The sequence below is a fragment of the Rhodanobacter sp. OK091 genome (assembly GCF_900142825.1).
In the GTDB taxonomy this organism is placed as follows: Bacteria; Pseudomonadota; Gammaproteobacteria; order Xanthomonadales; family Rhodanobacteraceae; genus Rhodanobacter.
Window position 1 is genome coordinate 1,057,181 of the sequence record NZ_FRCH01000001.1, and the last position, 12,677, is coordinate 1,069,857.

Genomic DNA, 12,677 nt, shown 5'->3' on the forward strand with positions numbered 1-12,677 from the left:
CATGGGACGCGAAACAATCAGGCTAGCTGCCGTTGTCGACCGCCTTCAGTGCCTTGCGCAGCGTGCGCAGAAGTACCTGCGTGGTGACCGGCTTGTCGACTACGTAGAGGTGCTCCAGCGGTGGCATTTCCTGGAGGTCCTGCGTTGCGCCGGGACGCGTCAGCAGGATCACCGCGCCGCCGTAGCCATGCTCGATCAACGCGGCCAGCGTACGCACGCCGGTGAACAGGTTCATGTCCGCATCCAGCACCACCAGGTCGGGCAGTCCGCCAGCCTCGATCCATTGCAGCGCGGCAGTGCCGCTCTGGCTGGCATGCGCCTGATAGCCATAGGCATCGAGCGTATCGGCCAGCAGGGACAGCTGGCCGGCCTCTTCCACCACCACCAGCACACGTTCGGCGGCACCTTCCAGGCTGTCGCGATCGTCCTGCTGGTCGTTGTCCGCCACCGTTTCCTCCAGCGGGATATACAAGTCGAAGCGGGTGCCGCGGCCCGGTGCGCTGTCGACCCGCATCACGCCGCCATGGCTGTTGACGATGCGTTGGCACGACACCAGGCCCAATCCGGTACCGGCTTCCTTGGTGGTGAAGAACGGTTCAAAGAGATGATCCAGCACTATCTGATCCATGCCGGGGCCGCTGTCGATCACGCTGATCTGCAGGTAATGGCATGACCGCGACGGCTCTTCGGGCTGGAAGAAATCTTCTGCCAGCTCGGTCTGTGCCGTCTCGATGCGCAGGCTGCCACCGTCCGGCATGGCCTGGATCGCATTCAGGCACAGGTTGAGCAGGCATTGCTGCAGTTCGGTGTGGTTGCCCTCGAAGGACAACTCGGGGTCGTCGATGACCAGTTCCATCGACACCGTGTGCGGCACGCTGCCTTGCATCAGCAGATCGAACGCACTGAACAGCGCGCCCAGCTTCACCAGTTCCGCGCGTCGTGCCCCGCGTGCGAAGGACAGCATCGAGTGCACCATGTCCAGGCCGCGCTTGCCGCAATCGCGCACCAGCTTTCCCAGCCTCGCCAGACGTGGATCGTGTTGGTAGTCCTGCAGACTGTCACCGGCCAGCAGCAGCGGCTGCAGCAGGTTGCGCAAGTCGTGGCTGAGGCCGCCCGCGAGCATCGCCAGACTCTCGAAACGTTGCGCGCGGATCAGCTCCGACTCCGCCCGGCGGCTGGCCCGCCGCGCCTCGGCTTCACTCAAGGCACGGCGCACCGCGCTGGCCAGCCGGGCCGGGTTCTGCTTGAGGATGTAATCGGTGGCGCCGTTGCGCAATGCTTCGATCGCCGCTTCTTCACCCAGTGTGGCGGAGACGAAGATGAAGGGAAGATCCTCGTCGCGCTTGCGCAGCAGATCGAGTGCATGCTGGCCGGAAAAGCCCGGCATGCTGAGGTCGGACAACACGATGTGCGGCTTGAACTCGTCCAGCGCAGTGACGAAGCGCGCCTTGTCATCGACCCGTCGCGCTTCATAGGCAATGCTGTCGGCATCGAGCTCGGCCAATATCAGCTCGGCATCGAGTTCGTTGTCCTCGACCTGTAGCACACGGATGGTCGGCATTGCCCGAAGCTGCCGGTTTGGCATGTTGATTCCTGCGACTACTCATTAAGAAGCTTTGCAGGCGTTTGCACGCCCGTTGGAACTGCGCCCCCTCTCTTTACCGCCACCCGGTCAATCCTTCTCGGGCGCCTGATTCAATACGGCCCAAAACTGTCCCAGCGTGCGCACCGCATCGAAAAACTGATCCACATCGACCGGCTTGATCACATACGCATTGGCACCAAGATCCCAGCTGCGCGCCAAATCGCTTTCCTCGCGCGAGGAAGACAGAATCACCACCGGAATCCGCCGCAGCCGCTCATCGCTGCGCATCTGGGTCAGCACATCCAGCCCGTTCATGCGCGGCATCTTGATGTCCAGCAGTACCACGGCCGGATCGCCCGGCTCGCGCGATGCCCATGCTCCCCGCGCATAAAGATAGTCCAGGCATTCCACCCCGTCTTCCACGTGCACCACCGGATTGACCAGGTGCGCCTCGCCCAGCGCGTCCATCGCCATCTCGGCATCGGCGGTGCTGTCCTCAACCAGCAGGATGGTGCGCAGGTCCTTCTTGTTCATGCTCGACTCTCGATAGGTGCGCCAGCCGCATCGGTGGCCGGCAGTGAAAAATGGAAGCGGGCCCCCTGCCCCGGTTCGGCTTCCGCCCAGACCCGCCCGCCATGACGGGCCACGATCCGCCGAACATTCGCCAATCCGATACCGTTGCCCGGAAAGTCCGAAGCGCGATGCAGGCGCTGGAACACGCCGAACAGCTTGTCCGCATATTGCATGTCGAAGCCGGCGCCGTTGTCGGCCACGGTGAATTCGTAGTCGCCACGTCGCCCCTGCTGCACGCTCACTTCAATCTGCGCCACCTCGCAGTGGCCGGTGTACTTGACCGCGTTGCCGAGCAGATTCTGCCATACCGTCCGCAGCATGTTCTCGTCACCGATCACCATCGGCAACGGCGCGATCTTCCATACGATACGCCGATCCTGCGCCTCCGATTCGGCCAGCGAACGGGCCTCGTCGACCACCGACTGCATGTCGATCGCCTGCAGCCGCAATGGGCCGCGGCCAAGCCGCGAAAACACCAGCAGATCGTCGATCAACTGGGCCATGCGCTGGGCCGAACCGGCAATGACCTCGATGTAGTGATTGGCCTTTTCGTCGGCGTGGCCGCCCAGATGATGTTCCAGCTTGCGCGCGAACCCCGAGATGTGGCGCAACGGCGCGCGCAGATCGTGCGATACCGAATAACTGAACGCCTCCAGCTCGCGGTTGACGTCGGAGATCTGGGCCACCTTGCCTTCGAGCTGGCGATTGAGCTCGCTCACCTTCTGTTCGGCCAGTGCGCGCGTGGTGACATCGCTCACCGTCAGCAGCAGCGCCGGCGCATCGGTGTCCTGTTGCTGCAGGCGGCGCGCATTGATCACCACGTGGCGGTCGACGCCGTCGACGGTGCGCTGGATCACGTCGTGATCCCACAATTCGCGATCGCGCAACAGCACGTCGTTCAACCGCTGCAGCAGGACATTGTCGTTCCACGCACCGTCGCCGATGCCGGCCAGCGGCTGGGCGTTCCGGCCAGGGTCCATCCCGTACAGTTCGCGGAAGGCGTTGTTGACCAGCAAGCTGTTCAGATCCTTGTCGAACAGCGCGATCGGCTCGCGCACGGCCTGGAAAATCAGCTGCGAACGCAGCACCGCCCGCCCTTCGCGGGTTTCGGCCAGCCGACGCTGGCCGATCTGCCGTTCGGACATGACCACGATGATCGTCAACAGCAGCAGTTGGGCCAGGGCGGTGATGCTGAGCACCACACGGCCATTGAAAGCCTGCTTCGCGGCGTTCGCCTGACGCGCCCCCAGCAGGCTGTCCTCATTGTGCACAATGGCAGCGATCTCGCTGTCGATCGCGAACAGATCGCCGCCATCGCGCAACGATTGCCGCGCGCCCGCCGCATCGCCGTGCTGCAGACGCGACAGCGCCTGATTCATCAAGGTGATGCGGCCATCCGCTCCGCTTTCCAGCGCACTGATCGCCGTCTGCTGATCCGGATTGTCCAGCGTCATGGTGCGCAGTTGCCGCAGCAGCGCTGGCACTTGCTGGCTGGCCAGCAGGGCACACTTGCGGGTCGAGTCATTGCCGTCGCCGGACAGCAGCCGGTAGCTCGCCGACTCGCTGTCCTGCATCATGTAAGCGATCTGATAGGTGACCGATTTCACCGTGTTGGAATGAGTCACCCAGGCGGCGGCCCGCTGCGTATCACGCGAATTGCTGAGCGTGACTACATAGGGCAGCGCCACGATGACCAACACCGCCAGCAGCATGCCGACGGTGCTCCAGCGCAGGCTCCCTCTCACTTTCATGTGGATTGAAGCATCGGCCAACCCGACGTGGAAAAGACTGCGGGCATTCTGGCATGTTTCCGCCAACCGCCCATGAAGCAAGGGCGATGCCTATTTGCCGTATCGACTCATCGCGGCTGGCCGCGCCGCATCGCTCCTGCCCCAGTCCCGGTTCGGCTCGGCCTGCATGCTGAAATGCAGTTCACCGCCAGCCAGGATTTCAGCGTGGTGCAGATAGGTGCGCTCCAGCGGCTTGCCGTTGAGCGTTACCGCGCCGACATACGGATGCGCGTCATCCAGCGGCGTGGCGCTTACGGTGAATGTGTGCCCATTGCTGAGGTGGATCGCGGCCTTCGCCACGAACGGCCGGCCGATCGCATATTCGTCGCTGGCTGGCGTCACCGGATAAAAGCCCAGCGCGGTGAAAACATACCAGGCCGACATCTGACCGAGATCGTCGTTGCCGGCCAGTCCGTCCGGCCGCGCTGCGTACTGGCTATCCATGATCTGCTTCAGCCTGGCCTGGGTTTTCCAGGCCGCACCGGCGTAGTCGTACAGGTAGGCGATATGGTGGCTGGGCTCGTTGCCGTGTGCGTACCAGCCGATCAAGCCGGTGATGTCCTCGACGTTCTTGAAATGGGTCGGATCGACCTTGGCGTCGAACAGCTGGTCGAGCTTGTCGATGAACTTCGCGTCGCCGCCCAGCGCACCGATCAGACCGGCGATATCCTGCGGCACGTACCACGAGTACTGCCACGCATTGCCTTCGGTGTAATCGCTGCCGTAACCGGCCGCTTCCGGATTGAACGGTTCGCGGAACTTGCCGTCACCCAACCGTGCCCGCATGAAGCCGGTCTGTGCATCCCACGCGTGGCGCCAGTTGCCCGCGCGCTGCTGGAACGTGGCGGCGGTATCGCTCTTGCCCATCGCCTTGGCCATCTGCGCCAGCGACCAGTCGTCGTAAGCGTATTCCAGCGTCTTCGACGCGGCCTCCGGTTCCTTGTCGATCGGCACGTAACCGAGCTTCATGTAATCGGCAAGGTCGCCATACGGCGCATAAGTGGCGCTGGCCACCATCGCCCGCATCGCCGCATCCGCGTCGAAACCGCGCACGCCCTTGATGTACGCATCGGCGATCACCGGCACGGCGTGATAACCGATCATGCACCACGTCTCCAGACCCTGGTACGCCCATATCGGCAGGATGCCGAACGGGCTGGCCTCGCGCGCGGCAATCAGCGAGCGGATGAAGTCGGTGCTGCGCCCGGGATTCAGCAGCACCATCAGCGGCTGCTGTGCGCGGTATACATCCCACAGCGACCAGGTCGAGTAGAACTCGAAGCCGTTCGCCCGATGCACCGCGTGATCCGGCCCGCGATAGTCGCCATTGACGTCCATGCTCAGCGTCGGCGACAGCATCGCGTGGTACAGCGCCGTATAGAAACTGGTGCGGGTAGCCGCCGGCCCATCCACGTCGATCACCGCCAGCGCCTTGTCCCAGGCGGCTTTTGCTTCGGCGCGACGCGCATCGAAATCCCAGCCCTGACCGTCCTGATCCAGATTGGCGATGGCGTTCGCCTCGCTTGCCGGCGAAATCGCCACTTTCACTTCCAGCGGTTTCTTCAGCTGGCCGAAATCGAACACGCCGATCAGCGCGCGGCCATTCTGCGCATCGGCGTCCTCGGCCTGATTGCCCGGCCCCTTGAAGCCCTTGTAGACAAGGTCGGTCTCCCGGTCGAGCAGCTCGCGCGAGGTCATCGGCTGCGAGAAACGCAGCGCAAAGCACAGCTCGCGTCCCGGCGCCCAGCCACGGGTGCCGCGGCAACCGGTGACGGTGCCATCGGCGTGCACGCGCAGGTTGGCCCACAACACCTTGCCGGGGTAGTCATAGATGCTGGGACGCAGATCGAGCAGCACATGCGCAGGCTTGTTCGCCGGGAAGGTGTAACGATGCCAGCCGATCCGCCGCCCGGCGGTGAGTTCGGCGCGCACGCCGTAGTCGCTCAAGGTCACCCCGTAATACCCGGCTTGCACCAGCTCGCTGTCGTGCGAAAAACGCGAGCGGTAGCCGCTGCCTGGCTTGGCCGGGTCGCCCGGCTCCAGCTTCACCTCGCCCGCGATCGGCATCACCAGCACGTCGCCGAGATCCGAATGCCCGGAGCCGGAAAAATGCGTGTGCGCGAAACCCATGATGCTGGTGTCGGCGTATTGATAGCCGGCGGCCCACTTGTAGGCATGCTTGAAATCCGGCATCGCCGTGTCCGGCGACAGCTGGACCATCCCGAACGGCACCGTGGCGCCGGGAAACGTATGGCCGTCGCCACCGGTGCCGATGCGCGGATCGACGGCCGCGGCGTGGCCGCCCGCCCGGTCCGAGGCCCATGTGGCCCCGGGCGCCAAGGTGGCCATGCTGAACGCGGCGCCGAGCAGACAGGGAATTACATCACGCAAACGGACAATCATCGTCAATCCCGCCTTTGGTACGATTCAAAAGGGCACGCTAACACCCGTTGCCGAACAAGGCATGTTGCAACGCGACGTGTGCAACTGCGTCGATAAGTTACATTTGGATCGTTCTAATCAGGCAAAACCGCATGTCGAGCCATACCCCGATTGGCCGCAAAGTGACTTTGAACGACATCGCCGCAGGCTGCGACGTGTCGCGCGCCACCGTGTCGCTGGTACTGCGGGGCAGCCCGCTGGTACACAAGCTCACGCGCGCGCGCGTCGAAGAGGAGCTGCGCCGGCAAGGCTATGTCTATAACCGTGCCGCGGCCAATCTGCGCCGACGGAGTTCGTCCAGCATCGCACTGATCCTGAACGATCTGGCGAATCCGTTCTTCGCCGAATTCGCCGCCGGCGTGGATGAAGCGCTGGGCGCAGCCGGCTTTGTCACCTTGCTAGGCTGCACCGGCGAATCGGCCGAGCGCGAACAGGCCGTACTGGGTTCGCTGCTGGAACACGGCCCCGGCGGCATCATCCTGTCGCCGGCCGAGCACAGCAATGCGCATGACGTGCTGGCCGTGGTCGGCAAGCGCGCGCCGTTGCTGCTGTTCAACCGAGAACTGGGCGGCGCCCTGCCCGAGTTCGCGCACTGGGATCAGCTGATGCTGGACAACCAGCGTGGCGCCCGGTTGGCGACCGAGCACCTGATTGCCCGCGGCCACCAGCGCATCGCATTCTTCGGCGGCCATCAGGACTCCAGTTCATGCCGGCAGCGGCATGCCGGTTATGTCGAAGCGATGCGCGCGGCCAAGCTGCGCATCGAGCCGGACTGGCGCATCGAATGCGCGCCGACCCGCCTCGATGCCGCCCACCGCACCAGCGCGCTGTTCGACGCCACCCATGTGCCGACCGCGGCGGTCTGCTACAACGATGCTGTCGCGCTGGGGTTGATGCTCGGTCTCCATCAGCGCGGATTGCGCCCAGGCAGAGATTTCGCATTGACCGGCTTCGACGACATCGCCGAGGCCGCACTGGGCATGCCGCCGCTGACCACCATGTCGACGGCGCCGCACGAGCGCGGCCGGCAGGCGGCCCAGTTGGTGTTGCAGCGACTGCAGCAACCGCAGGCGGCCAGCCGCCAGACCATCGCACCGGTGCAACTGGTGGTGCGCGAAAGCAGCTGTCCACCACCTAACGCTTGAACTCACTTTTTTGGGGAATTCGCATGGCTTTCGCCACTCCTTTATCACCGACGCCCGACACCGCCCGATCGGGTGAGCGCTATACCGACAACCCGATGGCGATGGGCGTGCTCACCACCATCTTCTTCATGTGGGGCTTCCTCACCTGCCTCAACGACATCCTGATCCCGCATCTGAAGTCGATCTTCCAGCTGAGCTATGCCGAAGTGATGCTGGTGCAGTTCACCTTCTTCGGCGCGTACTTCCTGATGGCCATGCCGGCCGGCCGGCTGGTCGCCGCGCTGGGCTACAAGAAAGGCATCGTCGCCGGCCTGGCGATCGCCGGCCTCGGTGCGATCGGCTTCTGGCCAGCGGCTGGCCTGCATCTGTATCCGGCTTTCCTGGGTGCGCTGTTCGTGCTGGCGACCGGGATCACGGTGCTGCAAGTGGCTGCCAATCCCTATGTGGCACTGCTCGGCCCGGAGCGGACCAGCTCCAGCCGGCTCACCCTGGCGCAGGCGCTGAACTCGCTCGGCACCACCCTTGCGCCGCGGTTCGGCAGCCTGCTGATCCTGTCCAGCGTGGTCCTCGCACCAGCCGAACTGGCGAAGCTGGCGCCGGCCCAGCAACTGGTCTACCAGACCCAGCAGGCGCAAGCGGTACAAGGGCCCTACATCGGGCTGGCGGTGGTGCTGTTCCTGCTGGCCGTCTTCGTGTGGCTGTTCCGCCTGCCTGCGCTGACCGAAGCCACCGACAAGGGCGACCACGCCAGGCACAGCTTCGCGGAGGTGCTGCGCCATCCGCACGTGCTGTTCGGCGTGCTGGGCATCTTCTTTTACGTCGGCGCCGAGGTGTCGATCGGCAGCTTCATGGTGAATTACCTGTCGATGCCCGACATCGGCCACATGAGCGAGCAGCAGGCCGCCAATTACGTGTCCTGGTACTGGGGCGGCGCGATGATCGGGCGCTTCATCGGTTCGGCCTTGATGGCGAAATTCTCGCCGCGCCGGCTGCTCGCCCTGTTCGGCCTGATCAACGCGCTGCTGGTGCTGACCACCATGTTGAGCACCGGCAGCGTGGCCATGTACAGCATCATCGCGATCGGCCTGTTCAACTCGATCATGTTTCCGACCATCTTCGCGCTCGGCATCGAACGGCTGGGACCGATGACCAGCAAGGCCTCCAGCCTGCTGATCATGGCCATCGTGGGCGGTGCGATCGTTCCTTACGTGCAAGGCGTGCTTGCCGATCACATCGGCCTGCAGCACGCATTCTTCCTGCCGCTGCTGTGCTATCTGTACATCGTGTTCTACGGCATCAGCGGCTCGAGAATCCGCAGCACCCCGGCATCGGACCTCAGCGGGAACAAACAGGCATGACCGAGCGCCCCATCCTGTGCTTCGGCGAGGCCTTGATCGACCTGCACGCGAACGACCGCGACGATCGCGGCTTCGCCGCCAGCTTCGTGCCGTTCGCCGGTGGCGCCCCCGCGAACGTGGCCGTCGCCGCCGCCCGGCTCGGCGGCAAGGCGCGCTTCGCCGGCATGCTGGCGCGTGATCGTTTTGGCGATTTCCTGCTCGACAGCCTGCAGCATGCCGGCGTGGGTACCGACGACATCGCCCGCACCGAAGCGGCCAACACGGCGCTCGCCTTCGTCACGCTCGATGCGAGCGGCGAACGCAGCTTCAGCTTCTATCGCGAGCACACGGCCGACCTGCTGTTCCGCCCGGCCGACTTCCGTGCGGACACGTTCCGCGATATCGCGGTATTCCACGTCTGCTCGAACAGCATGACCGATCCGGCCCTGGCCGCGACCACGCGCGAAGGCATGCAGCGCGCGCACAACGTCGGCGCGCTGGTCAGCTTCGATGTCAATCTGCGTCCGGCGCTGTGGCCGGCCGATACCGATCCGCGTCCACTGCTGTGGCCGGCGTTGCATCTGGCCGACGTGGTGAAGATGTCCGCCGAGGAATTCGCGTGGCTCGCGGTGGATGGCGAGCAGGCCGCGATCGACCGGCTCTGGCTTGGTCGTACACGACTGATCGTGGTGACCGACGGCTCGCGACCGCTGCGCTGGTTCCACCCGGACGCCGAAGGCGAGCTGCCGTGCTATCCGGTCGAGGCGGTCGATACCACCGCCGCCGGCGATGCCTTCGTCGGCGGCCTGCTGTGCTGCCTGGCCGAGCTCGATGCCGGTCCCCAGCGGATCGATCAGCTGGTCACCGAGCTGCCACGCCTGCACGCCATGCTGCGCTTCGCCGCCGCCTGTGGCGCACTGACTGTCACCCGCCAGGGTTCGTTCTCCGCGATGCCGCGTGGCGACGAAGTACTGGCCTTCATGGAGCAACCGGCATGAGTGCCGCAACTGTCACGCCCGATTTTCGTTCTGCCGATTTCCTGCGCGAGCACATCGCGCAGACGATGGCCTTCTACCACCCGCACGCGATCGATCCGGCCGGCGGCTTCTTCCACTACTTCAAGGACGACGGCACAATCTACGATCGCAGCCATCGGCATCTGGTCAGCAGCACGCGCTTCGTCGTCACCTACGCGCTGGCGGCGATCGAATTCGACAAAGCCGAATACCTCGATGCCGCGCGGCACGGCCTGCGCTATCTGCGCGAGGTGCACCGCAACCCATACACCGGCGGCTATGCCTGGACGATCCGCGACGAGCAGCCTGAGGACCGCACCAACCACGCCTATGGCGTCGCCTTCGTGCTGCTCGCCTACGCCACGGCATTGAAGGCCGGCATCAGCGAAGCGGCGGCCTGGATGGACGAAACCTGGCGCCTGCTGGAGCAGCACTACTGGGATGCCGACGCTGGCCTGTATCGCGACGAAGCCGATGCCGACTGGCATTTCAGCGGCTACCGCGGGCAGAACGCGAACATGCACATGTGCGAGGCGATGCTGGCGGCTTATCAGGCCAGCGACGAACCGCGTTACCTGGAACGCGCACTCGTGCTTGCCGATCACGTGACGCGCCGCCAGGCGGCCAAGGCCGACGGACTGGTCTGGGAGCATTACGACGCCGACTGGAACATCGACTGGGACTACCATCGCGACGATCCGAAACACCTGTTCCGCCCATGGGGTTTCCAGCCAGGCCATCAGACCGAATGGGCCAAGCTGCTGATGATCATGGAGCCGCTGCTGCTCGAACGTGGCCGCGAGGAACCCTGGCTGCTGCCGACCGCGACGCACCTGTTCGACACTGCCCTGGCGCGTGCATGGGACAACGAACACGGCGGCATCTGCTACGGCTTCGCGCCGGACGGCAGCATCTGCGACGACGACAAGTATTTCTGGGTACAGGCCGAATCGCTGGCCGCTGCCGCACTGTTGCACGCGCGCACCGGCGCGGCCGTGTATGACGACTGGTACGGGAAGCTGTGGGCGTACTCATGGCGGCACTTCGTCGATCACCGCTACGGCGCCTGGTACCGCATCCTGACCCGCGACAACCGCAAGTACGACGACGAAAAGAGCCCGGCCGGCAAGACCGACTACCACACCATGGGTGCTTGCTACGAAGTGCTGGCGTTGATCCGTTCCGGCGGCCGTCCGTAATCCGTCGTCGCTTCCCGGGGTTACCACCCGATGCCGGGCATCGCGAGCTGGAGGCCCATGCCCAGATCGAACTGCCCGGAATCCGCCGTCGACCGTTCGCTCACGCATACGCGGCGGTCCCGGGTGGCAACCCACAGGTCCACGTTGATCCGGTGCACGAATTCCGCTTTCGTCCGGGCTGCGCGATAGGCGCCGATGCGCTTTTCGATATCGAGCACCCGCGTGACGCGATCGAGACCGTCGTCGCCCTTGTACCTGTCGCGCAACATGACCTGGATCCGGGTGGCGATGGCATCCAGCGCCGCGATTGGCTTGTCGGCGCCGGATGCGGCCTGGGTCAGGCCAAGCATCATCACCAGGATGGTGGCAACGCGCACGCCACCGATCACGTCAGGTGCTTCCCTTGGCGGAGGCCTCGCGCAGCTTTTCTGCGCATTCCTCGCAGCACGCTTCGACTACATGGCTGCCGATGGTGACCCGGATAGCCGTTTCATCCAGCGCACAATCGCACGCGGCACAGGTTTTCTCGCTCATCTCTCATCTCCAGAAGTCACCCTTCACCGGGCGTGCTCAGGAGACCACCACCGGCGGCGGCGCGCTGTCGGATTCTTTAGCAGTGTGCGTCTGGGTGGATCGGCGAAAATCCGTCGGCGAGCGGCCGAAAGCCTGCCGGAACGCGTAGGCGAAATGGCTGTGGCTGGAGAAACCCAGCTCGGCGGCCAAAGCCGACAGGTCGTCGTATCGCCCGATGGTGTCGAGCGAGCGCGCCAAGCGCAGTTGCAACTGGTAGCGATAGAGCGGCATGCCCTCGACCTGCCGAAAGACCTGGGTCAGGTAGACCGGTGAGCTTCCGATCTCCCGCCCAATCTCTGCCAGCGTCCAGCGCCGCGAGAGATCGCTGGCCAGCAGCACTTTCACCCGATCGGCCAGCCGGCGACGCGCATGCGTGGACGTAGGCTCCCGCGACGTGCGCGGCCCCAGGCTGCGGCAGACCAGGGTCAGCACCAGGGCTTCCGCTTCCAGCGGCTCGATCGTCCCATTGTCGAGGTTGTGCCGCAGCAGGGCGACAAGAGCTTGCGCACGCGCATCGATGCGCTGCGACTGGCGGCGGAAGACGCTGCGCTCGCCCGGACTCATGAGTGCCGCCGGCGCAAGTTCCGCCAGCATCGCCGCGTCCAGGCTCAGCGACAGGCAGGAGTCACCGCCGTCAAGCGGATGGCTGACTTGGTAACCCTCTCCAGCATTGAAGAACAGCACATGGTTGGCATCGGCCACTACCTGGTCGTTGCCGACATGTCTCATATAAAGGCCGCGGTAGGGGAAGACGAGCTGGGTGGAGGAGGCGCACTCCTCGACGCTGCGATGACGACACTCGCCGCCGCAATGCACGTTCCTGAGCGTCAGCGAATCGGTCGACAGCAATGCATGGGATGTGAGGTTCGACATGATTCCCGCGCCAGGCCGCGCACCCTCCTGAGGGTTGCGATGAGCGGAGCTTAGCAAGTCCATGCGACTCCGCGCCTGTATCGTCGATGCGGTCGCTAAAGATTCTGACAGCGCATCAGCGCTGCCAATGGTCTTCTTCACGCA

General features: G+C 64.6%; 11 protein-coding genes. 4 read left to right on the forward strand and 7 right to left on the reverse strand.

What is annotated here, in order from left to right; translation table 11 throughout:
• Nucleotides 1-22: 22 nt before the first annotated feature.
• From BUA26_RS04990 to BUA26_RS05005, 4 genes are all read right to left on the reverse strand, one after another.
• Complete coding sequence (locus tag BUA26_RS04990) at nucleotides 23-1,561, reverse strand: hybrid sensor histidine kinase/response regulator (RefSeq protein ID WP_072758385.1); 1,539 nt, start codon at nucleotides 1,559-1,561, stop codon at nucleotides 23-25.
• Nucleotides 1,562-1,672: 111 nt separating this feature from the next.
• Nucleotides 1,673-2,119, reverse strand: a complete 447-nt coding sequence (locus BUA26_RS04995; RefSeq protein WP_072758388.1) for a response regulator — start codon at nucleotides 2,117-2,119, stop codon at nucleotides 1,673-1,675.
• Nucleotides 2,116-3,909 (reverse strand): sensor histidine kinase, encoded by a 1,794-nt coding sequence (locus tag BUA26_RS05000; protein WP_072758390.1) that lies wholly within the window; start codon nucleotides 3,907-3,909, stop codon nucleotides 2,116-2,118. Before BUA26_RS05000 ends, BUA26_RS04995 begins: the two co-directional genes overlap by 4 nt.
• Nucleotides 3,910-3,999: 90 nt before the next feature.
• On the reverse strand, nucleotides 4,000-6,297 hold the full coding sequence (locus tag BUA26_RS05005) for a GH92 family glycosyl hydrolase (protein ID WP_072760072.1): 2,298 nt from the start codon (nucleotides 6,295-6,297) through the stop codon (nucleotides 4,000-4,002).
• A gap of 185 nt (nucleotides 6,298-6,482) precedes the next feature.
• Here BUA26_RS05005 and BUA26_RS05010 point away from each other — a divergent pair, with 185 nt between their 5' ends.
• The 4 genes from BUA26_RS05010 to BUA26_RS05025 all read left to right on the forward strand — a co-directional run bounded on the left by BUA26_RS05010 (nucleotide 6,483) and on the right by BUA26_RS05025 (nucleotide 11,087).
• Nucleotides 6,483-7,535, forward strand: a complete 1,053-nt coding sequence (locus BUA26_RS05010) for a LacI family DNA-binding transcriptional regulator (protein ID WP_072758392.1) — start codon at nucleotides 6,483-6,485, stop codon at nucleotides 7,533-7,535.
• Between the two features lie 95 nt (nucleotides 7,536-7,630).
• Nucleotides 7,631-8,893, forward strand: coding sequence for an L-fucose:H+ symporter permease (gene fucP, locus BUA26_RS05015; RefSeq protein ID WP_255368235.1), 1,263 nt, complete (start codon nucleotides 7,631-7,633; stop codon nucleotides 8,891-8,893).
• The gene (locus BUA26_RS05020; protein ID WP_072758396.1) at nucleotides 8,890-9,870 is read left to right on the forward strand and encodes a carbohydrate kinase family protein; all 981 of its coding nucleotides are present in this window, start codon (nucleotides 8,890-8,892) and stop codon (nucleotides 9,868-9,870) included. The genes fucP and BUA26_RS05020 overlap by 4 nt, the downstream gene beginning before the upstream one ends.
• Nucleotides 9,867-11,087, forward strand: a complete 1,221-nt coding sequence (locus BUA26_RS05025) for an AGE family epimerase/isomerase (protein WP_072758398.1) — start codon at nucleotides 9,867-9,869, stop codon at nucleotides 11,085-11,087. Before BUA26_RS05020 ends, BUA26_RS05025 begins: the two co-directional genes overlap by 4 nt.
• 20 nt (nucleotides 11,088-11,107) lie before the next feature.
• Here the strand turns inward: BUA26_RS05025 and BUA26_RS05030 are convergent, their stop codons facing one another.
• The 3 genes from BUA26_RS05030 to BUA26_RS05035 are packed head-to-tail and all read right to left on the reverse strand — an operon-like array spanning nucleotide 11,108 to nucleotide 12,674.
• A complete protein-coding gene (locus BUA26_RS05030; RefSeq protein ID WP_072758400.1) occupies nucleotides 11,108-11,476 on the reverse strand; it encodes a hypothetical protein in 369 nt (122 codons plus the stop codon).
• Nucleotide 11,477: 1 nt separating this feature from the next.
• Nucleotides 11,478-11,621, reverse strand: coding sequence for a hypothetical protein (locus BUA26_RS20410; RefSeq protein ID WP_178368537.1), 144 nt, complete (start codon nucleotides 11,619-11,621; stop codon nucleotides 11,478-11,480).
• Between the two features lie 36 nt (nucleotides 11,622-11,657).
• The gene (locus BUA26_RS05035) at nucleotides 11,658-12,674 is read right to left on the reverse strand and encodes a helix-turn-helix transcriptional regulator (protein ID WP_255368165.1); all 1,017 of its coding nucleotides are present in this window, start codon (nucleotides 12,672-12,674) and stop codon (nucleotides 11,658-11,660) included.
• Nucleotides 12,675-12,677 lie beyond the last annotated feature (3 nt).